The organism is Salinispora sp. H7-4 (assembly GCF_013416675.1).
In the GTDB taxonomy this organism is placed as follows: domain Bacteria; phylum Actinomycetota; class Actinomycetes; order Mycobacteriales; family Micromonosporaceae; genus Micromonospora; species Micromonospora vitiensis.
On the sequence record NZ_JABZED010000006.1, the window covers coordinates 264,241 to 286,968 of the forward strand.

The window sequence follows — 22,728 nt, forward strand, 5'->3', positions numbered from 1 at the left end:
GGTGTCCCGAATCCACCCGGAGCGGGCAGGCACATGGTGGGCGTGGTGCGCTACCCTAACGATCGTTCAGGACGGTTCGGTGGTGCGCGCGAGTGCGCGCCGGACCGGGAGCGGCGGCACAGGAGGAGTCGGCGTGACGCTCGATGGTGAGGCGCTGGAACAGCTACGGAAGCGGGCCCGGGCCGGTGGCGCGGACAAGTACCATGCGGCGAATGCCGCGAAGGGCAAGCTCTTCGCCCGGGAGCGGGTCGCGTTCCTGGTTGACGAGGGGTCGTTGGTCGAGGACGGGCTCTATGCCAACGCGCTGGCCGAAGGGCTGCCCGCCGATGGCGTGATCACCGGAACCGCCACCATCGACGGCCGCCCGGTCTGCGTGATGGCCAACGACTCCACGGTCAAGGCGGGCAGCTGGGGAGCCCGGACCGTCGAAAAGATCATCCGGATCATCGAGCGGGCCTACGCGACCAAGGTTCCGATGGTCTACCTGGTCGACTCGGCCGGTGCCCGGATCACCGATCAGGTGGATCTGTTCCCCGGCCGGCGTGGCGCCGGAAAGATCTTCTGGAACCAGGTCCGCGCGTCCGGCTCGATCCCCCAGGTCTGCGCGCTCTTCGGACCGAGCGCGGCCGGTGGGGCGTACATCCCGGCCTTCTGCGACGTGGTCGCCATGGTCGAGGGAAATGCCAGCATGTACCTGGGCTCGGACCGCATGGTCGAGATGGTCACCGGAGAGCAGACCACGCTGGAGGCGATGGGCGGGGCCCGGGTGCACTGCGCCGAGTCCGGCGTCGGGCACTTCCTCTGCCGGAGTGAGGCCGACGCGCTCGACGTCGTGCGGCGCTACCTGTCGTACCTGCCGACAAACTGGACGCAGGAGCCGCCGTCGGCCCCCGCCGTCGACGCGCCGGCGAAGGCCGATCTGGCGGCGCTGGTGCCGGCCAGCGAGCGGCAGGCGTTCGACCTGCGTCGGTACGCGAAGGGACTGCTCGACCAGGGGAGCTTCTTCGAGATCCAGGCGCTGTGGGCCAAGGAGTTGACCATCGGCTTTGGCCGGCTCAACGGCGAGGTCGTTGGCGTGGTCGGCAACAACTCGATGTTCAAGGGGGGCGTGCTCTTCGTGGACTCGGCCGACAAGGCGACGCGGTTCGTGCAGCTCTGTGACGCGTTCAACGTGCCGCTGCTGTTCCTCTCCGACGTGCCCGGGTTCATGGTCGGCAGCGCGGTGGAGAAGCAGGGCATCATTCGGCACGGCGCAAAAATGATCACCGCGATCTCCGAGGCGACCGTACCCAAGATCTGCGTGGTGGTGCGCAAGGCATACGGCGCTGGCCTGTACGCGATGGCCGGCCCCGGGTTCGAGCCGGACGCCACGATCGCCCTGCCGACCGCGAAGATCGCCGTGATGGGTGCGGAGGCGGCGGTCAACGCCGTCTACGCCAACAAGATTGGGGCCATCGGGGACGAGGGTGAACGGGCGGCCTTCGTCGCCGCCCGGCGCGAGGAGTACGAGCAGGACATTGACATCGTCCGGCTCGCCAGCGAACTGGTGGTTGACGCGATCGTGGAACCACCCGAGCTGCGAGGCGAGCTGATTCGCCGGTTCGCCGCCGCCCGCGGCAAGGATCGCCACTTCGCCAATCGCCGGCACGGCGTCACCCCGGTCTGACCCGGCCGCCCCGGCGTCACGAGCGTCGGGTGGCCCGACCCCCACCAGGAGGAATCCATGGACTTTCGGCTCACCGAGGAGCACGAGGCGCTGCGGACGAGCGTCCGCGACTTCGCCCGCGAGGTGGTCGCTCCGGTCATCGCCGACCACTACGAGCAGCACACCTTCCCGTACCACGTTATTCGCCAGATGGGAAAGATGGGCCTGTTCGGCCTCCCCTTTCCGGAGGAGCACGGCGGCATGGGGGGTGACTACTTCGCGCTCTGCCTGGTGCTGGAGGAACTTGCCCGGATCGACTCCAGCGTGGCGATCACGCTCGAGGCGGCGGTCTCGCTCGGTGCGATGCCCATCTACCGGTTCGGTACGGATGAGCAGCGGGCACAGTGGCTGCCGCGGCTACTCAACGGCACGGCACTGGCCGCGTTCGGGTTGACTGAGCCGGGCTTCGGCTCGGACGCCGGGGGAACCCAGACCCGGGCGGTACTCGATGAGTCGACGGACGAGTGGGTGATCAACGGGTCGAAGGCGTTCATCACCAACTCCGGGACCGACATCACCGAGTTGGTCACCGTCGCGGCGGTCACCGATACCAGGCCGGACGGCGCGAAGGAGCTGTCAACAATCATGGTGCCGACCGGAACCCCGGGCTTCACCGTGGCGCCGGGATATTCCAAGGTGGGCTGGACGGCGTCCGACACGCACGAGCTGACCTTCGACGACTGCCGGGTGCCGGCGGGAAACCTGCTCGGCGAGCGGGGCCGAGGCTTCGCGCAGTTCCTGCGGATTCTCGACGAGGGACGGATCGCGATTGCTGCCCTCGCCGTCGGCTTGGCCCAGGGCTGTGTGGACGAGTCGGTCCGGTATGCGAAGGAACGGCATGCCTTCGGCCGTCCGATCGGGGCCAACCAGGCGATTCAATTCAAGATTGCGGACATGGAGCTGCGGGCACACACCGCCCGGCTGGCATATTACGACGCCGCGGCGCGGATGCTCGCCGGAGCACCGTTCAAGCGCCAGGCGGCCATCGCCAAGCTACACGCCAGCACCATCGCGGTGGACAACGCTCGGGACGCTACCCAGATCCACGGCGGGTACGGCTTCATGAACGAGTTTCCGGTGGCCCGATTCTGGCGGGACGCCAAGATTCTGGAGATCGGTGAGGGCACCTCCGAGGTGCAGCGCATGATCATTGCTCGGGAACTGGGGCTGTAGCCGGGAACTGGGGCTGTGGCCCGGAACTGGGGCTGTGGCCGGGAGCGGGTGTCTTGTCGCCGGAACCACGCGTGGCATCGCTGTCGGGTATCCGTTGGGCGCGTCAATAGGACGACGAGGGCCTGTTGGCAATCGTCGTTGATCCGTACCCTTCCTGGCCATGAGCCCGGAGGATGACTATTCGCGGTGGTCCGGCGGCCCGATGGGGCTGCCCGACCTGCTCCGCGGACACCGGCTCGCCGCCGGCCTGACCCAGGCCGAGCTGGCGGGCCGGGCCGGTATCGGGGTCCGGACTGTTCGGGATGTGGAGCGGGGCCGTTCGTCGCGGCCCCAGCGGACCACCGTCGAACTGCTCGCGACCGCCCTTGGGCTGGCCGGCGCAGCGCGGTCCACCTTCGTCGCCGCCCGACAGCTGCCGACGCCCCGGTACCCGGAGTCCGAGTCAGTGTTCTACGTCGGCCCGGACGGCATGGTACGGCCCGCGCTGCCCCCGGCCCCCGAGCTGATCGGTCGGGAGCGTGACGTCGCCGAGCTGGTCGGGATGCTCAGTGGCGAGCCGACAGCCCGGCTGGTCAGCCTGGTCGGATTGGCTGGAGTCGGCAAGACGGCGCTGGCGCTGTCGGTGGCCCACGCGGCTACCGGGCACCTCCCGGGTGGGGTAGCCGGGGTCCTCACCGGGGAGGGAACGGATGTTGCGGAGCTGCTTGCCGCCTCGGCGGCGGCCTTCGGTGTAGCTCGCCTCCCCGAGCTGGCCACCCGCCTCGCCGGCCAGCCGGCACTGCTGCTTGTGGACGCCGTGGAGCGGGCTCCCGGCCCGGTTGCCGAAGCCGTGCACCAGCTCGCGACCGCAGTGCCATCCCTGTGGGTGCTGGTCACCGGTCGGCACCCGGTCGGGCTCCGCGGTGAGCGGGTCCGGCCGGTGGCACCGCTCGATACGCCACCGCCGGACCGCGACGAGGCTGGCCCGGCGGCCCTCGCCCAATATCCGGCGGTGGCGCTGTTCACCGCCCGACTCGAGCTGGTCCGACCGAACCCGCCGGCGGCGGCGGAGCTGCCGGCGCTGGCCCGGCTGGTCCGTCGCCTCGGTGGCCTTCCGCTGGCGATCGAGCTGATGGCGGCGCGGGGGCACCTCCTCGACCTCAACGAGTTGCTCGACCGGTATGGCGATCGGGTTCTCGATCTGGCGACTGTTTCCGGTGTAGCCGAGCGGCCGGGCTGGAACGCTGCTGATCCGGGCTCGGCGCAGCGGACGCCCGCAGCGGTCGTCGAGACGCTGCGGGACGCCGTCGCCACCAGTTATCTCCTGCTCGCCCCCGAGGAGCGGGCTGCCCTGCGGCGGCTCGCCATCTTCGGTAACCGCTGGTCGATCACGTTGGCCGAGGAGATGCTCGGAATCGGGGCCGAGCCGGGGGGCACGGCGCTGGTCGTTGACCCGGTTGTGCTGCTGGACCGGCTTCGGGAGCTGGGTCTACTCAGCATCCTGGGGGTGGGGCCGTTCCGGTTCCGGCTGCTCGACGCGGTTCGGGAGTTCGCCGTCGAGCAGGCTGCCGGCGCGGGTGAACTCACCCTGGCCCGGCGTCAACATGCGCGGGTCATGGCCCGGCTGGTCGCCGAGACGGCTCCGTACCTGGTTGGCGCGGACCTGACCGCGGCGGTGCACCGACTGGACGACGTGGGTGGGGACATCAGCTCCGCACTCGGGCATGCCGCTGTCGACGAACCGGTGACCGCGCTGGGCCTGGCGGCCGGACTCGTCCGGTGGTGGCGCTTTCGCGGGCGCGACGTCGCCGGCCGGCAGTGGCTGCGCCGGTTGCTGGCGGATCCGCGTACCGCTGACGCCTCCCCTGTCCTGCGGGCGTGGGCGTTGCTGGGCGTGGCCCGGTTGGCCGCGGAGCACGGCGCTGGGGCGGAGGAACTGCCGGCTGCCCGCGCGGCACTCGCCGCCTTCCAGTCGGCCGGTGAGGTGGCTGGTGAGCTGGAGGCCCGTACCGTTCTGGGTAGGTTGTTCACCGGTACCGGCGACCACGACGAGGCGCGGGGGCAGGCCGAGGCGGTACTGGCGTTGGCCACCCGGCACGGGCGGATCCGGGATATGACGGTGGCGCAGAACAACCTGGCCTGGCACGGGATCCGGGTCGGTGACCTTGCTACTGCTCGGCGCCGGTTGGCTGCCGCCGATCGCCTCGCGGCCCAGTGCGGGGAGCGGCGGCTACGAGTACTCGCGATGGCCAACCTGGCCGAGGTCACGCGCCTCGAGGGTCGGTACGACATCGCTGTCGATCAGGGGCGGAGGACGTTGGCGGCGTTGACGGCGCTGGGCGACCCGGGGCACCACCGGCGGGTGCTGGGCACGGTCGGGCTGGCGCTGGCACAGGACGATCGCGTGGCGGAGGCGACCGAGGTGCTGGCCGAGCTGCGGCCCGGGGGGCCGGCGGCGGGTCTGAGCTGGATTCCAGCGGACGGGATCTGTGGGTTGATCGAAGGAACGCTGGCGTTACGCCGGGGCGATCGGGAGGTGGCGGCCGAGTGGTTCGCCGTCGCTGCCGAGGCGGGAGCCAACAGTCAGGACCGCCGTGACCTGGTGGAGGCGCTGGTGGGGCTGGCCGCCAGCACGGCGGAGCCGGCCGTGCTGGATCGGCTGGATGCGGTCTGTCGGGTCAGTGGGATCTGCCTGCTGCGGCCGGAGGTGGAGGCCCTGGCTGCGGCTACCCGTCGGCCGTGAGTCGTTGTCGGGGTGGGCCGGTGACAGGTCCCGGGAGCGGCGCGAGCGAGAGCCCCCTCTGTTACCCCTCGCTCGTCGCCCGCGCCCTCCCCCGGGTGCATCCCCCGTTGATTGGAGCTTAGTTGGCGGGGAAGTGTCAGCTGACCGACTTGCCCAACAATGATCTGGTTCTCAAGCAGTTCTGCCGCTCTTTCTGCCGGTAGTGTTCGCTGCCGGTGGTGTCCTGGCCAAGCCGGCGCTACCCACCGGTGGCGTCAATGGCTGTTCCGGTCCGGCTCCGGGTCAGTGGCGCCGGCGGTGGCGCCGGGGTGTACCGCATCTCGCACTCGACGTAGCCCATCGAGGAGCCGGGTCAGTGACTCCGGGTCGAGCTGCCCGGTGAACCACTCCTCGATGATGCGTAGGTGATCCGGGAGTACGGCCTCGAGCCGCTCCCGGCCGGATTCGGTGGCCACCGCGAAGGAGCTACGTCGGTCGGCGGGGCAGGCACGCCGGGCGAGGAGCCCATCGCGTTCCATCCGGTCCACCACGCGGGTCGTCCCGCTGGTCGAGAGAGAAGTCTGCGCGGCGAGATCGGTCATCCGAAGCTGATTGTCAGGTGAGCGGGCGAGCCGGGTGAGCACCTCGAATTCCACCGGGGAGAGGCCGTGCTCCTCGAATTGGGCGGCGAACCGGGCCAACAGCCCGGCGTGCGCCTCGACAAGTAGACCGACGGCGGTGATCCGGGGGTCGTCGAACACATTCTGGTCCACCGGCTGATCCTATCAGTAGTTGATCAACGAAATATTGCTGCGAGCAATATCTGTTGAGCACGTTATTTACAAAACAAGCATCTTTGTGGATCGTGCACATGACCAGGTTTGGTGGGCTCGTGTGTGCCCGGCTCTGGCCCGCTACCTTGGCCACTCTTACCGTGGAGGGTTCACAATGCGCTGCGGAGCGGTATCGCTCCGTCACCTCGGGCGCCGGGAGGATACATGGGCAGGGATGTCACGCGGGGCGCCTTCTCCCGGGAGGATCGGATCCGCTATCGGCGCAAGGTGCGTCGCTGCCTGGACGTCTTCGCCTTGATGTTGGACGACTTCGGGTTCGCTGCCGACCGGCCAATGACCGGCTTGGAAATCGAGCTGAACCTGGTCGACTCCGCCGCCGAACCGGCGATGCGGAACGAGGAGATTCTCGCCGACATCGCCGACCCGCTCTTCCAGACCGAGCTGGGGCAGTTCAATCTCGAGTTGAACGCCGCACCCCGGCTGATTGAGGGCACCGGCTTCACCGGTTACGAACAGGATCTTCGTGGCAGTCTTGCCCGTGCCGACGAGCGGGCGGCCAAGTCTGACGCAAAGATCCTCCTGGTGGGAATCCTGCCGACCCTGACCGAGGGGCACCTGGTCGTGGACAACCTCTCCGCCAACGAGCGCTACCGGGTGCTCAACGACCAGATCGTTGGAGCGCGTGGCGAAGACATCGAGCTCGACATCCGCGGGGTCGAGCGGCTACAGACCCACACCGACTCGATCGCGCCTGAGTCGGCCTGCACCAGTCTGCAGTTCCACCTCCAGGTTGCGCCGGACAGCTTCGCCGACTACTGGAACGCCTCACAGGCGATCGCCGCCGCCCAGGTGGCGACCGGGGCCAACTCTCCCTATCTGTATGGCCGACAGCTCTGGGCGGAGACCCGGATCGCGCTGTTCCAACAAGCGACCGACACCCGGCCAGACGAGTTGAAGGCGCAGGGTGTCCGTCCTCGGGTCTGGTTCGGCGAGCGGTGGATCACCTCGATTTTCGACCTCTTCGAGGAGAACGTCCGTTACTTTCCGCCGCTGCTACCGATCTGCGAGGACGAGGACCCGGTGGAGGTGCTGCACGCCGGGGGTGTGCCGAAACTCGGCGAACTCCGCCTGCACAATGGGACGGTCTACCGCTGGAACCGGCCGGTCTACGACATCACCGAAGGGCGTCCGCACCTACGGGTGGAGAATCGGGTCCTGCCCGCCGGTCCGACCGTGATCGACATGTTGGCCAACGCCGCCTTCTACTTCGGATCGGCACGGGGACTGGCGGAGGCGGACCGTCCGACGTGGAGTCAGCTGCCGTTCAGCTCGGCGGAGGAGAACTTCCACTCCGCAGCCCGACGCGGCATGGACGCCGTGGTGCACTGGCCTCAGCTCGGTGAGGTGCCGGTCGCCGAGCTGGTCCTCGACGTGCTGCTGCCGCAGGCGGCGGTCGGGCTCGACCGGTTCGGCGTGGCTCCCGGTGAGCGGGACCGGCTGCTCGGCGTCATCGAGCAGCGTTGTCGGACCCGGCGTAACGGCGCGGTGTGGCAGGCGGAAACGGTGTGGGCGGCCGAGCGGCACCGGAAACTCGACCGGCCGGCGGCCCTGCACCACATGGTCCAGCGGTACGCCGAACTCCAGCGCAGCAACGAGCCGGTGCACACCTGGCCGGTCGACTAGCTGGCCGGCGGGCGATCGTACGCCCTTCCGGTCGGAGTGTCGGGGCGATGGTGACCGAAGGCTCGGGGGCAGACCCCGATCCGGGGCGTGCTCGGCACCATGGTCAGCTGGTGCGGCGGGGGGACCGGGGCCGGGGCGGGCCCGTCTCCGTCGGCTCCGGTACGGCGGGGGCCGCGTCCGCTGCCGGTACATCGTCCACGCTGCGCTGAACCGGCACCCCGGCCGTGGTGTCCGCCGGCACAGTGCGGGGACGTCGGCTGCTTGATCCTCGCGCCCGGCGACGAGGGGCAGCCGTCGCGACGGTCGAACCGTCCGGCTGTGGGGCGGTCAGGGGCTCGGCCGGCTGGGGCGAATCGGTCGAGGGCTCGGCCGGCTCGGGCGAAACGGCCGGAGCCTCCGCCGGCTGGGGCAAAACTGCCCGCCGCCGACGGTCGGCCCGTTGGCCGAGCATGGCGACCAGCGCCGAGCCCCCAAAACCGATGATGACCGCGTACGGGGCGATGAGGTGCGCTGACGCCTGGCCGGGAGCGAGGTCCGCCAGCCCCGGCACGGCGAGCAGGTAGACGACTGCGACGAGGAGCGGGCCGGCTGCGCCGGAGGCGGTGGTGCCAACCCGTTGGTCGGGGTTCCGGGCCGTGCCACGGGCGACCAGTGCGCCGATGAGGAGGGCAGAGCCGAGGGACAGCAGCGCACCCGGCCAGTAGAACCAGTCGCGGAGCCACAGCTCGCTTCCGCCGACGCTGAGTTGCCAGATGCCGAGCTGGGCGGTATTCAGTCCCCGCCCCGCGATGACGCCATCCACAACGGCTACCACCGCGAGCAGCCACAGCCAGCCGACGGTCGCGATCACGTTGGTGGCGGCGGCGCGGGAGTGCAACGCCCATCCGGCGATGGCAACGCCGACCAGGACACCCAGGGCCGCGTATCCAGCGGCGACATCCCGGGGTGCGGCGACGCCGGGTACCACGGCCACCCGGGCCGGTACGGCGGTCAACAGGACCGTGATCAGGGCACCGATCCCGGCGGCTCCGGCGAGCGCCAGCTTGCCGAGTGCCCCGTCGGATTCACTCGGGTTGGCCTGGTTCCGCTTCGCCGTCTCCCGGATGGTTGGTGCGGTGGTCTCGGGGCCGCTCGGGCTGTCGGCCGACGAGTCCGCTCTGGAGGGCTCACTGTGGCTGCTGGTCGGTGGGTGTTCCACCGGGCCACGACGGCGGAGGTGTTGTGCGCACACCGCACCAACCACAGTAGAGGTAGCAGCGATCCAGGTGGCCCAGATCAGGCTGGCTGTCCAGGCGGTGACTGCGACACTCTGATCAGGCGGTGGGGCCCAGTTGATGATGCCCAGGCCGTAGCCGAAGCCCAGCGCGGCGGCGCCGGCACCGGCAGCGGTGCCGAGCGCGGTCATGATCGATATTGCCCAGCCGCGTCTCGCCATGCCGGCGAGCGTAACGTCCTGTGGTCGGGGCGGGGAGTACCGAGCCCAAATTCTTACGTAGAGTAGTTACAGCGGAGTGGTTTGGTTGTGGGGGTTGACACGGACCGGGCCGTGGTGAGCTGATTCCCGCCGGCCCCCCTGCTCGCCAGCTAGGTTGTCGTCAGGCAGCGAGGGGGGACGTGGGATGAGCGACGACCGAAAGCCCGCCGCTGACGGGCCGGACGACGAAACCCGCCCGCTGCCGGCGGATCAGACCGGGCCACTGCCGCCTGCTGACCAGACCGCGCCCCTGCCCCCCACCGGAGGGCCGGCGGCATGGTCCGGGCGTGCGGGTGTGCCGCCGCCGCGTCCGCCGGAGTACCAGGAGGAGGCCGGGTGGTACGCGGAGCCGAACGGGCGACGGTGGTGGTCACCGATTCTCTGGGGAGTGATTCTCCTTCTGCTCGCCGTCTTCGGCGTCGGTCTCTGGCTCACCCTCGGCGCCGGCGACGACGAGCAGGTCAACCCCGGCTCCACGCCGTCGGCCACCACGCCACCGGCATCGCCGACGCCAACGTCGCCCATGCCAACGTCGGCCGCGCCGACCACGACCACGCCGACCTCGGTCGCGCCGACCACTCCGTCGCCGACAGCGGAGCCGAGTGAGGTTCCGATGCCCCCGGTGGTCGACCTGCCACTGGCGACGGCCCAGGCGCTCCTGGACCAGATCGGACTGGCGTACCGGGTCCAGTATCGGACTGCGGATCAGCCGCCGGGCATCGTGATCGGGACGGAACCGCGAGCAGGTGTGCTGGTGCCGGAGGGGACAGCGGTCGTCCTGGTGGTGTCGAGGCCCGCGCCGTCGTCAGCGCAGCCGATGCCCACTCCCACCCCCGAACCCACCCCCACCGGCTGACCGAACGTTCACGCCACCCCACCGGCTGGCCGAACGTTCCCGGTCAACCTCACGGCTGACCGGGGGTGCCTTTACCGGCTGGCCGGGCGGTTACCAGGTTTCAGGATTTTGGCAGGTCAGCCCACGCGCGCTGGGGTCCGCGCCAGCGGTCGGCGCGGTGTCCCTACGGTCTGTGGGTGGCGTTGCGGCGCAGGCTGGATCTGGTCCAGTCCTTCCTGCTGTACGAAGATCGACCGCCGGCTGACCGCGTCCCCCGATGCGTTCAACTCGTAGCCGTCTAGCCAGAGCCAACCGTCGTAGGTCGGCCAGTCGAGGACCCGGATCACCCGGAAGGCGATGGGTCGGAGGAACTGGACACTCGCCGCGCGAGTCACGTGCAGTACGTCACCGGTGCGGGGAAGCACATGGGCTCCTGGGAAAGAGGGCCGGCGGAGGCGCCGGCGGGAGTTGTCGGGGGACATGTGTTGTCGGCCTCGGGGTGGTGCCCCGCCGGCTGGCGTTGTTGGTGCCTGACCGCGGGATCACCACGGTGTGAGAGCGGAGTGGGACTCTACGTGATCCGCCATAGGGAATAGAGTGCATCAGTGACGTGCGACATGCAAGTTGCATGTCGGTTGTTGCCGATGGGTTGTCGGTCCAGAGCGATGCAATGCTTGAGCTGTTCGTATTCGGGCGGCACACTGAGGTCCGGGTTCGCCCCGCCGCCATCCGCCGCCGCGAGCCCGTCCACCGTCGTGCCCTCCCCGGCACGATGGCCGAGCCGGGAAGTTGTCAAGGTGGAGGGGGACGGGTGGCAATGACCGCGAGTGTGAGTCCGGGGTGGCACCGTGGCTGAGCGGCGAAGCCCGACGATCCGCCGCCGGCGGCTGGGTGCGGAACTCCGTCGGCAGCGTGAGGGTGCGGGAATCACCATCGAATCGGTCGCCGAGCAGCTGGAGTGCTCGGCCTCGAAGGTCTCCCGGATCGAGACCGGCCACACCACAGCGACGCCCCGCGATGTCCGGGACATGCTCCGGATCTACGGCGTGGTGGGCGCGGAGAGCGACGAGCTGGTGCAGATCGCTCGGGAGGCCCGACAGAAGGGCTGGTGGCACCCGTACAGCACGGTTCTGGTCGGGGCGTACGTCGGACTGGAAGCGGCGGCCAGCTCCATCCGTGCCTACGAGCAGCAGGTCGTGCCGGGTCTACTGGAGACCGAGGAGTATGCGAGCGCCATGATCCGTGCTGCGCGACCGGACTTCACCGCCGAGCAGGTCGCACAACGTGTCCGTGTCCGATTGGGTCGTCAGTCGTTGCTGACTCAGGATGATTCAGTCGATGTGTGGGTGGTGCTCGATGAGGCAGTGGTGAGCCGGCCGGTGGGTGGGGACACGGTGATGCGTGGTCAGCTCAAGCGGCTGTTGGAAGTAACCGAACTACCGAACGTGACGTTGCAGATCCTGCCGTTCGAGGTGGGTGCGCATGCGGGCATGGACGGGACCTTCAGCATCCTGAGCTTCCCCGAACCCAGTGATCCGGATGTTGTGTACGCGGAGAACGCCACGGGTGGGCTCTTCCTGGAGAAGAGCGACGAACTGCAGAAGTACAGCTTCATCTTTGATCATATCCGCGCGGCTGCCATCAGTCCTGAGGAGTCCATGGCACACATCGCGAAACTGGCAGAGGAGCCGTTGTGGAAATGGCGACCAAGGAGTTCCCCGTGGACCTGACGCAGGGCACCTGGTTCAAGAGCTCGAAGAGTGGGCCGAACTGCGACAACTGCGTTGAGGTGGCGTACGTGCCGGGGGCGGTCGGCGTGCGGGACTCGAAGGACCGGTCCGGCCCGGCCCTGGTCTTCAGCCGGGGTGACTGGCGTTCCTTCGTCAGCAATGCGCGGGGCGGTGCCTTCGACCCGCGCTGACCAGTACCGATGCCCCCGCCCGGCCCGTTCGGGTGGGGCATCGGCCCGGTTGTGACCCGGCTCGCCAATGCCCCGTCGCCACAACGGCTTCGTCTCGTTGTACCCGTCGGTGCGCCATGGGGCCAGTGCCCGCCGCACCGATCGGCAACCGAACGAAGTAGGCGAGACGGATGACGACGATCGGGTCAGAGAACCTCACCAACGGTCCGGGCAAGCCGGAGCGGTTCGGTGGCAAGTACCGCGGGACACGCCGGGATACGGTGCTCACTGAGGTGGTGTCACCGGACGGTGAAGCCGGCGAGCGGCAGGACGGCTCCCCACCCCAGCGACCTGCTCCACCCCAGCCCCTGACTTCGCTCGACCCGGATCCGCCGACTGGGCCGGGCTTTCCAGCCGACCGCTGGTCGACTGGTCCGGTGGAATCACTGGTGGATCACCCGTTGCTGCGTGGTCTCCTGATGGAACTACCGCCGAAGGGCAGTGTTCCACCGCCGGGTTGGCTGGATCGCTGGTTCGAGGCGACCCGGGCCATTCTCGAACTGCTCTACGTGCAGGGCCCGGGTCGGCCCCGCTGACGGTTGTGCCGGTATCCCCGTGGCCGTATCGGTGATCTCCCAGGTAACCCTACCCGCAGGGTCGGTGACTCGATGTGTTGATTTCTCGTCTCCCCGCCGATTACTCTCATTGATGGATTGGCATCTATCGATCGACTCGCCGGGAGTCGGTGGACCCCGATGCCAGCCGGAGGGAGACAGAGGAGATGGGTCTATCCCGAAGGTCCATGTTCGTCGGACTAGCCACGATGGCCATGATGGCGTCCGCAGCCCCCGCTATGGCCGCTGAACCGGTCGGTGAGATCCGTAGTGCGGGGGGTGCTACGGCCGTAGCCGACAGCTACATCGTGGTCTTCAAGGACAGCGCGGTAGGCCGCGGTGCGGTCGAGCGGTCCGCCGATCGCCTGGTGGACCGGCACGGTGGCCAGGTAGCCCGGACGTACACCGCAGCCCTCCGCGGAGCCGAGCTGCGGGTGGACGCTGGTGCCGCCGCTCGAATCGCGGCCGACCCCGCGGTGGCCTACGTCGAGCAGAACCACCAGGTGTCCATCACTGACACCCAGAACAACCCCCCGTCCTGGGGCCTGGACCGGATTGACCAGCGCGACCTGCCGTTGGACAACTCCTACACCTACCCGAACACCGCCAGTGACGTGACTGTCTACATTCTCGACACCGGCATCCGCACCACCCACCAGGACTTCGGTGGTAGGGCCACCTGGGGCACCAACACCGCCGACAACAACGACACCGACTGTAACGGGCACGGCACGCACGTCGCCGGCACCGTCGGTGGCACGGCGTACGGTGTCGCCAAGGAGACAAACCTGGTAGCCGTGAAGGTGCTGAACTGCGCGGGCAGCGGCACCTGGGCCGGGGTCGTGGCCGGCGTTGACTGGGTGACCGCGAACGCGGTCCAGCCGGCGGTGGCGAACATGAGCCTTGGCGGCGGTGCGAACAGTGCGCTGGACGACGCGGTCACCAACTCGATCGACTCCGGTGTCACCTACGCGCTGGCGGCGGGGAACAGCAGCGCCAACGCCTGTAACTACTCACCGGCCCGCACCCCGGATGCGATCACTGTCGGCTCTACCACCAGCAGTGACGGACTGTCCTGGTTCTCCAACATCGGAACCTGTCTGGACATCTTCGCGCCGGGCTCGTCGATCACCGCGCCGTGGATCGACAGTGACACCAGCACGAACACGATCAGCGGCACGTCGATGGCATCGCCGCACGTTGCGGGTGCCGCGGCACTGGTCCTGTCGGCCAACCCGTCGTACAGCCCGCAGCAGATTCGGGACGCGCTGGTCGACAGCGCCACCGACGGCGCGATCGGCTCCCCGGGCAGCGGTTCCCCGAACAAGCTCCTCTACGTCGGCGACGGTGGCAGCACGCCGCCTCCGCCTCCGCCGCCGACCGGTTGCTCCGGCACCAACAACACCGACGTGTCGATCCCGGACGCCGGTTCCGCGGTGACCAGCTCGATCGCCATCGCCGACTGCGACCGGGACGCCTCCTCCTCCTCGACCGTGGCGGTGGACATCCCCCACACCTGGCGGGGTGACCTCGTCATCGACCTGATCGCGCCGGACGGCTCGTCCTACCGGCTGAAGACCAACGACCTGTCCGACTCCGCCGACAACGTCAACGAGACCTACACGGTGAACGTCTCCAGCGAGGCGGCCGAGGGGACCTGGCAGCTTCAGGTCCGCGACGTCTACCGCCGGGACACCGGCTACATCAACACCTGGACCCTGACGGTCTGATCTGGTTCCGCCGGGCGGGGCCCTTTCCGGAGTCTCCGGGAGGGGCCCCGTGCCGTGCCCGGACCTTCCTCAGACCGCGAAGCTGGTGGGCTGGTCGGTGGCGGGCTCCGGCGGCTCCGCCTTCCACAGGCCGGTCTTCTGTGCGGCGAGCCGGGCCAGGTAGGCCGGGTTGAGGATCACGTAGCGGCGCCAGAGCCGCTTCGGTTCCAGCCCGAGTCGCCAGAGCCACTCCAGGCCGGCCCGCTGCATCCACGGTGGCGGCTGCCGCAGCAGACCCGCGTGGTAGTCGAAGGCCGCGCCGACCGCCATCAGCGGCATGTCCAGCAGCGGTCGCATGGCGTACGCGAAAATCTCCTGCCGCGGGCAGCCCAGCCCGACCAGCACGAGCCGGGCCCCGCTGCCCCGGATCCGATCAGCGATCTCGACATCCTCGCCGGGTTGCACCGGTCGGAACTTGGACGGCTCCACCCCGGCGAGCTTCAGCGCGGGAAACATTCGCTCCAGCGCCGGCACCAGGGTTGCGAGCGTCTCCTCGGTGGAGCCGTAGAGGTAGACCGGAAGGCCCTCGTCGGCGAAGCGGGACAGCACATGCAGGGTGAGCGTCGGGCCGTAGACCCGGTCGGTCAACCCGGCGCGGTGCAGCAGGTTGAGCGCCCAGCGCACCGGCTGTCCGTCCGGAGTGACCACGTCGAACGAGTTCAACCGGGCGTTGTGTGCGGGGTCGAGCACACCGGTCATCACGCCGTGTACGGCCAGGGCGGTCAGCGCCAGCGGCTGCCGCTCGTGCGCCGCGGTAACGACCGTCTCGGTGGCGGTGGCGTAGTCGGTGACATCAACGAGGACGCCGAGCACGTTCCGCTTGCCCCGGGAGGTCATGACCGCGGAACCCACGTGTCGACGTTGGCCTCGTAGATCTCCCGCATGATCATGGGCACGTCGTAGACCTGCTTCCAGTCCGGGTAGTCGGCGTGGAAGGCTTCGTTCGAGCCGATCCACCACTTGTGGTCGCCGATTCGGTTCGCCTCGACGTACTCGGAGTCCATCTCCTGCCCGGTGATCTGCTGGGCCAGGGCGAATGCCTCCCGCATCGAGGTGTTGGAGTGCCGGCCGCCGCCCAGGTTGTAGACGGCGGCGGAGCGCGGGTTACGGAAGAACGACTCGAATGCCGAGACCACGTCCGAGCTGTGGATCGCGTCCCGGACCTGCTTGCCCTGGTATCCGAAGATCTTGTACTTCCGGCGTTCCATGTTGGCCCGCATCACGTACCCGAGGAAACCGTGCAGCTCGGTGGCGGCGTGCGCGGGCCCGGTCAGGGTGCCACCGCGGAAGCAGGCCGTCTGCATGTCGAAGTAGCGGCCGTACTCCTGCACCATCACGTCCGCCGCCACCTTGGAGGCGCCGAAGATCGAGTGCAGGCAGGCGTCGATCGACATGTCCTCGCGGATGCCCTGCTCGTACGGGTGCCCGGGCTCGATCTCCCACCGGGTCGCCAGCTCGACCAGCGGCAGGCTGTTCGGCCGGTCCCCGTAGACCTTGTTGGTGGAGCAGTGGATGACCGGCGCCTCGATGCAGTGCTCGCGGACGTTCTGCAGCACATTGAGGGTGCCGGCGGCGTTGACGTCGAAGTCCGTGAACGGGTCGCGGACCGCCCAGTCGTGCGACGGCTGTGCGGCGGTGTGGATCACCACGGCGGTGTCGCGGCCGTACCGGCGGAAGAGCTTCGCGAGCGCGTCCCGGTCGCGGATGTCGATGCTCTGGTGCGAGTAGGCGGCGCCCAGCTCCTCGGTGAGCCGTCGGACGTTCCATGCGGTCGAGGCCTCCGCGCCGAAGAACTCCTGCCGCATGTCATTGTCAATTCCGACGACATCGAGACCGAGGCCGGCAAAATGCCGGACCGCTTCGGAACCAATGAGACCGCCCGATCCGGTCACGAATGCGACACTCACACGTCACTCCTGGTCCGTCGGAGTCAAGAACGATCGGAGCATAGCGTGACGTACGACGTGCCCCGAGACGGCGCGAGGGCCCCGCTACTGCGGAGCCCTCGTCTGGTGGGGAAGGGGGGAGTTGAACCCCCACGCCCTTTCGGGCACACGGACCTGAACCGTGCGCGTCTGCCATTCCGCCACTTCCCCGTGGCTTCAACCGGAGACACCTGATTCCCGGCCCTCCGGCTGCACCGCCGAGCTCGGGACATTCTACGTGGCTCCTCGCGCTTGCCACCAACGGTTACCCTCGTAGGACGGCCACCGTTTGTGGCGGACGAAAGACTAGCACGACGGAACCGGCCCGCCGAACGGGCCGGGACAAGCACGGCCGAGCGGCGTGTGAGCTGCACGCTCCTCGGCCGGATACCATCATGTCCTCGGGACCCGAGGAGGAGCCGGTGAGCGTGCTGCAACGCTTCGAGAAGCGTCTGGAAGGCCTGGTCGAAGGGGCTTTCGCCAAGGTCTTCAAAGGGGTGGTCCACCCCGTGGAGATCCTCAACGCCATGCAGCGGGAGGCCGAGGCGCACAAGGCGATTTTGGCCGGTGGGCGCACGTTGGTGCCCAACCGCTACGTGATCGATCTCTCGCCATACGACCACAGTCGGCTGGCGCCGTACGCCGCCGCGCTGGCCCAGGAGCTGGCCCAGTCGCAGGCGGAGTTCATCGGCGAGCAGGCGTGGACGGTCTACGGCGACGTGATCGTCGAGGTCGAACGAGGGGAGGGGCTCGACACCGGTATGTTCCGGGTCACCGCCGAGGTCTATACCGGCGGTGAGGTCGCCCCGGTGTCGGGGCCGGGCTACGACGCCGGCCCGCCGGGTTATGACGCGGGCCCGCCGGCCTACCCCGCCTACGACCAGGGGGGTGGCTACGGCCCGCCGCCCGGTCAGGGTGGCGGCCACAACGTTCGGCTGGTCTCCGGCGATGGGCGGACCTACCCGCTCCAGCTGGGCACGACCGTGATCGGCCGTGGCGACCAGGCCACCCTGCGCCTACCCGATGTCGGCATCTCGCGGCGACACGCCCGGCTGGATTTCGACGGTGGGCAGGTCGTGCTGACCGACCTCGGGTCAACCAACGGCACGATGGTCAACGGTCAGCGGGTCTCCGCCGTCGCCCTGAACCCTGGCGACATGGTCCAGCTCGGCACCACCACCCTGACCTTCCGCGTGGATGGTTGATCGGCCTTGCCGGAACTCGTTGTCACCGTTGCCCGGTTCGGGTTCCTGATCCTGCTGTGGATTTTCGTCTTCACGGTGGTCGGGGTGATTCGCCGGGACCTCTTCGCGGGCGCCCGCTCTGGCCGGCTGGTAGCGGCCCCTCGGGGGGTCGGAGCCGTCCTTGGGCAGGGCGGTAAGCCGGCCCGGGTGAAGCGGGGAAAGGCAGCCCGCCAGCTGGTGGTGACCGCCGGCCAGTTGGCCGGCACTCGCATCACCCTCGGTGAAGCGCAGATCACAATCGGTCGGGCCGAGGATTCCACTCTCGTGATTACCGACGACTACGCCTCCGCGCGGCACGCCCGGCTTGTGCCCCGCGACGGGCAGTGGTTCGTTGAGGATCTGGGTTCGACTAACGGCACCTACCTGGATCGCGCTAAGGTCACCGGACCTACCCCCGTCCCCCTCGGCGTGCCGATCCGCATCGGGCGCACCTCACTCGAATTACGGCCATGACTCTGACCCTCCGTTATGCGGCCCACAGCGACCGCGGGCTGATCCGAGACGGCAACCAGGACTCCGTCTATGCCGGGCCACGGCTGCTCGCCGTCGCCGATGGCATGGGCGGTATGGCCGCCGGTGATGTCGCCAGCAACATCGTCATCGGCGCCATGGCGCCGCTGGACGAGGATGTCCCGGGCAACGCCCTCGTGGATGCGCTTCGTTCGGCTGTCACCAACGCCACCCAACAGCTACGCGAGACGGTTGACGCCAACCCGCAGCTGGAGGGGATGGGGACGACTCTCACCGCGATCCTCTTCTCCGGCAGCAAGCTGGGCATGGTGCACATCGGCGACTCTCGTGCCTACCTGCTGCGTGCCGGCGAGTTCGCCCAGATAACCAAGGACGACACCTACGTCCAGATGTTGGTGGACGAGGGCCGGATCAGCGCCGAGGAGGCGAGCAGCCACCCCCAGCGGTCGCTGTTGACCCGGGCCCTTGACGGCCGGGACATCGACGCGGAGTACTCGGTCCGCCAGGTCCTCGCCGGCGACCGGTACCTGATCTGTAGCGACGGTCTCTCGGGCGTGGTGAGCGCAGAGACGATCATGGAGACGATGCGGGAGTACGCCGACCCACAGCAGTGCGTGGAGCGGTTGGTTCAGCTCGCGCTGCGCGGTGGCGGGCCGGACAACATCACCGTGATCATCGCCGACGCGACCGACCAGGACATCGTCGAGGCGAGCCCGATCGTCGGTGGCGCCGCCTCCCGGGACCGGGGCATGGCGACCGCCGCCGATGACTCCACCCCCGCGGCCCGCGCCTCCGCGCTCTCCGGGGCGCCGCCGGCGCCGCCGGACGAGTCGACTGCCGGGGACGACGAGCCGGAGCGCCGCCGCCGGCCGATCCGCCTCGCGGCGATGAGTCTCGCCCTGCTCGTCCTGCTGGGCGGAACGCTGTACGGCTGGTGGAGCTACACCCAGCGGCAGTACTACGTCGGAGCCACGGGGAACGGCCAGGTCGCGGTGTTCCGCGGCGTCGAGGGTCAGATCGCCGGCGTCGACCTCTCTACCGTGCACTCGACCAGCTCCGCCGAGCTGGACGACCTCACGCTCGCCGCACAGGAACAGGTCAAACAGGGCATTCCGGCCAAGAGTGAAGCGGATGCGGAGCGTCGGCTCGCCGAGTTGACCGCTGATACTCCGACCAACCCCAACCTGAAACCGACCTGTCCCCCGAGCCCGACTCCGAGCCCGCCAGCGGCGCCGAGCCCGACCGCGGAGCTCGATGCGTCAACGCCGGCCACCGGTCCGAGTACACCTTCGGCGGCCTCCGCCACCCCGAGCGCGTCGGCAACCGGCGAGCCGACCGAGCCGACCCTCTCGCCCGACGCCTTGCCCGCCATCCCGCCGCCGGCTGTTGATCCGGCCGCCTGCCGGTCGCCCGAGTGAGCGCCGGCTTGAGCTGTCAGGACGTTCAGTGACCGGAGCGGCCACGTCGACCTCCCCGCCCACGACCACGGGCGGGCAGAGCGGCGTGCGGCTGGCCCGGTCCCGGCGTAACGCCGAGCTGTCGCTGCTGTTACTCGCCATGGTGCTGGTGGCCGCGTACGGGGCGATGGTCGAGGCCAGCGTGCTCGACACGGTCACGCCGAGCTTCTGGGTGCCGGCCGCCGCGCTCAGCGCGGTCTTCCTCGGCCTGCACGTGGTGATCCGGTTCCTGGCTCCCTTCGCCGACCCGGCCCTGTTGCCGTCCGTCGCCCTCCTCAACGGCCTCGGTGTCGGCTTCCTGCACCGGCTGGACCTGGCCCGCGCCACCCCGGCCGAGCGGGCCGAACTGGCGACCTTCGCCGGCACCGGCGGGCGTCAACTCGCCTGGACACTGATCTCGGTCGCCCTCGCCGCCGGGTTGCTCGCGGTGGTCCGCGACCACCGCTCGATCTCTCGGTACGCGTACACCCTGGGTCTCGCCGGCATCGTGCTGGTGATGATCCCGGCGGTGCTACCGCGGAGCATTTCCGAGATCAACGGCGCGAAGCTCTGGATCCGGGTCGGTGGTCTCTCCATCCAGCCCGGTGAGTTCGCCAAGCTCGCGCTGCTCGCCTTCTTCGCGTACTACCTGGTCCGCAAGCGGGAAGTCCTCTCCCTGGCCAGTCGCCGGTTCCTCGGTGTCGACCTCCCCCGGGGCCGGGACCTCGGGCCGGTGGTGGTGGTCTGGCTGATCAGCCTCCTGGTCCTGGTCTTCGAGAAGGACCTGGGGACCTCCCTGCTCTACTTCGGCATGTTCGTGGCGACGCTCTACATCGCCACCGAACGGGTGAGCTGGCTCCTCATCGGTTTGGTGCTCTTCTTCGGCGGCGCCTACCTGGCGTACGTGTTGGGCGACCTGATCGGTGGCCCGTTCGCCAACTTCTACCTGCGGGCCAACATCTGGCTGGACCCGTTCGCCGACCCGTACAACGACGGCTACCAGCTGGTGCAGGGGCTGCTCGCCCTTGGTAGCGGAGGCATGTTCGGCGCCGGGCCCGGCGCCGGCCAGCCGCTCAAGCTGCCCGAGGTGCAGAACGACTTCATCTTCGCCGGCCTCGGCGAGGAGATCGGTCTCTTCGGTCTCTCCGCCCTGCTGGTGGTCTACCTGCTCATCGTCGAGCGGGGGCTGCGCGCCGCGCTGGCAGTCCACGACTCGTTCGGCAAGCTGCTCGCCGGTGGTCTGGCGTTCACCCTCGGGCTCCAGGTCTTCGTGATCGTTGGCGGGATCAGCGGGCTGATCCCGCTCACCGGCCAGACCACGCCGTTCCTCTCCGCCGGCGGTTCGTCGCTGATGGCGAACTGGCTGCTCATCGCGATCCTGCTCCGGGTCTCCGATGCCGCCCGTCGGCCGGTGACCGGCGGAGGCGCTCCATCGACCCGACCGACGGGTGGCCCACCAGAGCAGCTACACGGTGCCCCCACGGAGGTGATCAGACCGTGAACGCACCACTGCGCCGGGTGGGTCTCGTCGTGATGGTCCTGTTCGGGATGCTCTTCGTGAACCTGAACTGGATTCAGGCCTACAAGGCCGACGACTACCGCAACAGCGACTACAACGGCCGGGTCCAGGTCGCCGAATACGAGCGCAAGCGCGGCAACATCGAGGCCGGCGGTACGGCGTTCGCGGTGAGTAAGGAGACCGACGGGGAGCTGGAGTACCTGCGCACCTATCCCGGCGGGGCGAAGTACGCCCACGCGATCGGCTACAAGCCGGTCAACCTGGCCGACACCGGCATCGAGGAGGCGGAGAACGCGTTCCTGGCCGGCACCAGCGACCAGCTGATCGGCGACCGGCTGCGGGACCTGGTCACCGGCGACGAGACCGCCGGCGCGAACGTCCTGCTCACCATCTCCGAGCAGGCGCAGGACGTCGCGTACGAGCAACTGCGGGACAACCGTGCGGGGGTCAGCAAGGGTGCGGCCATCGCGCTCGACCCGCGTACCGGGGCGGTGCAGGCGCTGGTCTCGATGCCGAGCTTCGACCCGAACCCCCTGGCCAGCCACGACTCGGACGAGGCCACGACGGCCTACAACGAGCTGCAGCAGAACCCGGACGGTCCGCTGAAGAACCGGGCGCTCGGCGAGGTGCTGCCGCCGGGCTCCACCTTCAAGATCGTGACAGCCGCCGCCGCGCTCGAGAACGGTGTCACCCAGGACACGAAGATCCCCGCCGGGCCCAGCTGGACGCCGCCCTCCTCGGGCGAGCCGATCGGGAACGCGGCCCCCTCCATCTGCCCGGAGGAGGAGGTCACCCTGATGAACGCGGTGACCGAGTCGTGTAACACCGGCTTCGCCCAGCTCGGCGTACGCCTCGGCGCGGACACCCTCAAGGAGAAGGCCCGGCAGTTCGGCTTCGAGCAGGACGACCTGACCGTGGGCCGGCTCGGTGAGGATGGCGAACCGGTCGCCGCCAGTCGGACCGGCAGCATGGAGAACCCCGACGGCAGCGTTGACCCGGCCGCCCTCGCCCAGTCCTCCATCGGCCAGCGGGATGTCCGGATGACCCCGCTCCAGGGTGCCCTGATCGCCGCCACGGTCGCCAACGACGGCAGCCAGATGCGGCCGTACCTGGTCAGTCAGATTCTCGGTGCTGACCGCACCACCAACTACTACACCGCCGAGCCCGACGAGCTGCGCCAGCCGGTCAGTGACCAGGTCGCCGCGGACCTGCGGGAGATGATGGAGAGTGTCGTCCAGAACGGCACCGGCCGCAACGCCCGGATCAGTGGCTACACCGTCGGCGGCAAGACCGGCACGGCGCAGGCGGGCCCGGACACTCCTCCCCACGGCTGGTTCATCGGCTTCGCGCTGGACGAGGACGGAAGCCCGGTCTCCGCGGTCTGTGTCCTGCTGGAGGAGGCCGGCGACGGCGGTAGCGCCGAGGCCGCGCGGATCGCCGGGCAGATCATGCGGGCGGCGATCGCCTCGCCGGGGAGCCGCTGAC

Annotated in this window: 19 protein-coding genes and 1 tRNA gene; 14 read left to right on the forward strand and 6 right to left on the reverse strand. The window is 69.2% G+C overall.

Features of this window, described 5'->3' with window-relative positions; translation table 11 throughout:
* Positions 1-133 precede the first annotated feature (133 nt).
* The 3 genes from H0524_RS07605 to H0524_RS07615 all read left to right on the forward strand — a co-directional run bounded on the left by H0524_RS07605 (position 134) and on the right by H0524_RS07615 (position 5,600).
* Positions 134-1,666: an acyl-CoA carboxylase subunit beta gene (locus H0524_RS07605; protein WP_180197999.1), complete on the forward strand. Its 1,533-nt coding sequence runs from the start codon at positions 134-136 to the stop codon at positions 1,664-1,666.
* 57 nt (positions 1,667-1,723) lie between these two features.
* On the forward strand, positions 1,724-2,878 hold the full coding sequence (locus H0524_RS07610; RefSeq protein WP_180198000.1) for an acyl-CoA dehydrogenase family protein: 1,155 nt from the start codon (positions 1,724-1,726) through the stop codon (positions 2,876-2,878).
* 160 nt (positions 2,879-3,038) lie between these two features.
* Entirely contained in the window at positions 3,039-5,600 is a 2,562-nt protein-coding gene (locus tag H0524_RS07615) for a helix-turn-helix domain-containing protein (RefSeq protein WP_180198001.1), read from the forward strand.
* Positions 5,601-5,854: 254 nt separating this feature from the next.
* Here the strand turns inward: H0524_RS07615 and H0524_RS07620 are convergent, their stop codons facing one another.
* A complete protein-coding gene (locus H0524_RS07620; RefSeq protein WP_180198002.1) occupies positions 5,855-6,352 on the reverse strand; it encodes a MarR family winged helix-turn-helix transcriptional regulator in 498 nt (165 codons plus the stop codon).
* Between the two features lie 225 nt (positions 6,353-6,577).
* Here H0524_RS07620 and H0524_RS07625 point away from each other — a divergent pair, with 225 nt between their 5' ends.
* Positions 6,578-8,056, forward strand: a complete 1,479-nt coding sequence (locus tag H0524_RS07625; protein WP_180198003.1) for a glutamate--cysteine ligase — start codon at positions 6,578-6,580, stop codon at positions 8,054-8,056.
* Positions 8,057-8,159: 103 nt separating this feature from the next.
* On the opposite strand, the gene H0524_RS07630 is transcribed toward H0524_RS07625, so the two are convergent.
* Positions 8,160-9,461 carry a hypothetical protein gene (locus tag H0524_RS07630; protein WP_180198076.1) on the reverse strand — a complete coding sequence of 434 codons (1,302 nt, stop codon included), beginning with the start codon at positions 9,459-9,461 and terminating at the stop codon, positions 8,160-8,162.
* Positions 9,462-9,675: 214 nt separating this feature from the next.
* Here H0524_RS07630 and H0524_RS07635 point away from each other — a divergent pair, with 214 nt between their 5' ends.
* Positions 9,676-10,386 carry a PASTA domain-containing protein gene (locus H0524_RS07635; RefSeq protein ID WP_180198004.1) on the forward strand — a complete coding sequence of 237 codons (711 nt, stop codon included), beginning with the start codon at positions 9,676-9,678 and terminating at the stop codon, positions 10,384-10,386.
* 116 nt (positions 10,387-10,502) lie between these two features.
* On the opposite strand, the gene H0524_RS07640 is transcribed toward H0524_RS07635, so the two are convergent.
* The gene (locus H0524_RS07640) at positions 10,503-10,790 is read right to left on the reverse strand and encodes a hypothetical protein (protein WP_018728065.1); all 288 of its coding nucleotides are present in this window, start codon (positions 10,788-10,790) and stop codon (positions 10,503-10,505) included.
* 423 nt (positions 10,791-11,213) lie between these two features.
* Here H0524_RS07640 and H0524_RS07645 point away from each other — a divergent pair, with 423 nt between their 5' ends.
* The 4 genes from H0524_RS07645 (at position 11,214) to H0524_RS07660 (ending at position 14,609) form a co-directional block, all read left to right on the forward strand.
* Positions 11,214-12,095 carry a helix-turn-helix transcriptional regulator gene (locus H0524_RS07645; protein ID WP_180198005.1) on the forward strand — a complete coding sequence of 294 codons (882 nt, stop codon included), beginning with the start codon at positions 11,214-11,216 and terminating at the stop codon, positions 12,093-12,095.
* The gene (locus H0524_RS07650) at positions 12,065-12,286 is read left to right on the forward strand and encodes a DUF397 domain-containing protein (RefSeq protein WP_018221845.1); all 222 of its coding nucleotides are present in this window, start codon (positions 12,065-12,067) and stop codon (positions 12,284-12,286) included. Before H0524_RS07645 ends, H0524_RS07650 begins: the two co-directional genes overlap by 31 nt.
* A 170-nt stretch (positions 12,287-12,456) precedes the next feature.
* On the forward strand, positions 12,457-12,861 hold the full coding sequence (locus H0524_RS07655) for a hypothetical protein (protein WP_180198006.1): 405 nt from the start codon (positions 12,457-12,459) through the stop codon (positions 12,859-12,861).
* 185 nt (positions 12,862-13,046) lie between these two features.
* Positions 13,047-14,609 (forward strand): S8 family serine peptidase, encoded by a 1,563-nt coding sequence (locus tag H0524_RS07660; protein ID WP_180198007.1) that lies wholly within the window; start codon positions 13,047-13,049, stop codon positions 14,607-14,609.
* Between the two features lie 69 nt (positions 14,610-14,678).
* On the opposite strand, the gene H0524_RS07665 is transcribed toward H0524_RS07660, so the two are convergent.
* The 3 genes from H0524_RS07665 to H0524_RS07675 form a co-directional block, all read right to left on the reverse strand.
* A complete protein-coding gene (locus tag H0524_RS07665) occupies positions 14,679-15,485 on the reverse strand; it encodes a WecB/TagA/CpsF family glycosyltransferase (RefSeq protein WP_180198077.1) in 807 nt (268 codons plus the stop codon).
* Entirely contained in the window at positions 15,482-16,555 is a 1,074-nt protein-coding gene (locus H0524_RS07670) for an NAD-dependent epimerase/dehydratase family protein (RefSeq protein WP_180198008.1), read from the reverse strand. The genes H0524_RS07665 and H0524_RS07670 overlap by 4 nt, the downstream gene beginning before the upstream one ends.
* A gap of 103 nt (positions 16,556-16,658) precedes the next feature.
* A tRNA-Leu gene (locus H0524_RS07675) sits at positions 16,659-16,744 on the reverse strand.
* A 224-nt stretch (positions 16,745-16,968) separates the two neighbouring features.
* Here H0524_RS07675 and H0524_RS07680 point away from each other — a divergent pair.
* From H0524_RS07680 to H0524_RS07700, 5 genes are read left to right on the forward strand one after another with little or no spacing between them, the layout of a single operon-like run.
* Positions 16,969-17,778, forward strand: coding sequence for a DUF3662 and FHA domain-containing protein (locus H0524_RS07680; RefSeq protein ID WP_018728071.1), 810 nt, complete (start codon positions 16,969-16,971; stop codon positions 17,776-17,778).
* A gap of 6 nt (positions 17,779-17,784) precedes the next feature.
* The gene (locus H0524_RS07685; protein WP_018217829.1) at positions 17,785-18,270 is read left to right on the forward strand and encodes an FHA domain-containing protein; all 486 of its coding nucleotides are present in this window, start codon (positions 17,785-17,787) and stop codon (positions 18,268-18,270) included.
* On the forward strand, positions 18,267-19,706 hold the full coding sequence (locus tag H0524_RS07690) for a PP2C family serine/threonine-protein phosphatase (protein WP_180198009.1): 1,440 nt from the start codon (positions 18,267-18,269) through the stop codon (positions 19,704-19,706). The genes H0524_RS07685 and H0524_RS07690 overlap by 4 nt, the downstream gene beginning before the upstream one ends.
* Positions 19,707-19,734: 28 nt before the next feature.
* Positions 19,735-21,225: an FtsW/RodA/SpoVE family cell cycle protein gene (locus tag H0524_RS07695; protein WP_180198010.1), complete on the forward strand. Its 1,491-nt coding sequence runs from the start codon at positions 19,735-19,737 to the stop codon at positions 21,223-21,225.
* Positions 21,222-22,727 carry a penicillin-binding protein 2 gene (locus H0524_RS07700; protein ID WP_180198011.1) on the forward strand — a complete coding sequence of 502 codons (1,506 nt, stop codon included), beginning with the start codon at positions 21,222-21,224 and terminating at the stop codon, positions 22,725-22,727. Before H0524_RS07695 ends, H0524_RS07700 begins: the two co-directional genes overlap by 4 nt.
* Position 22,728 lies beyond the last annotated feature (1 nt).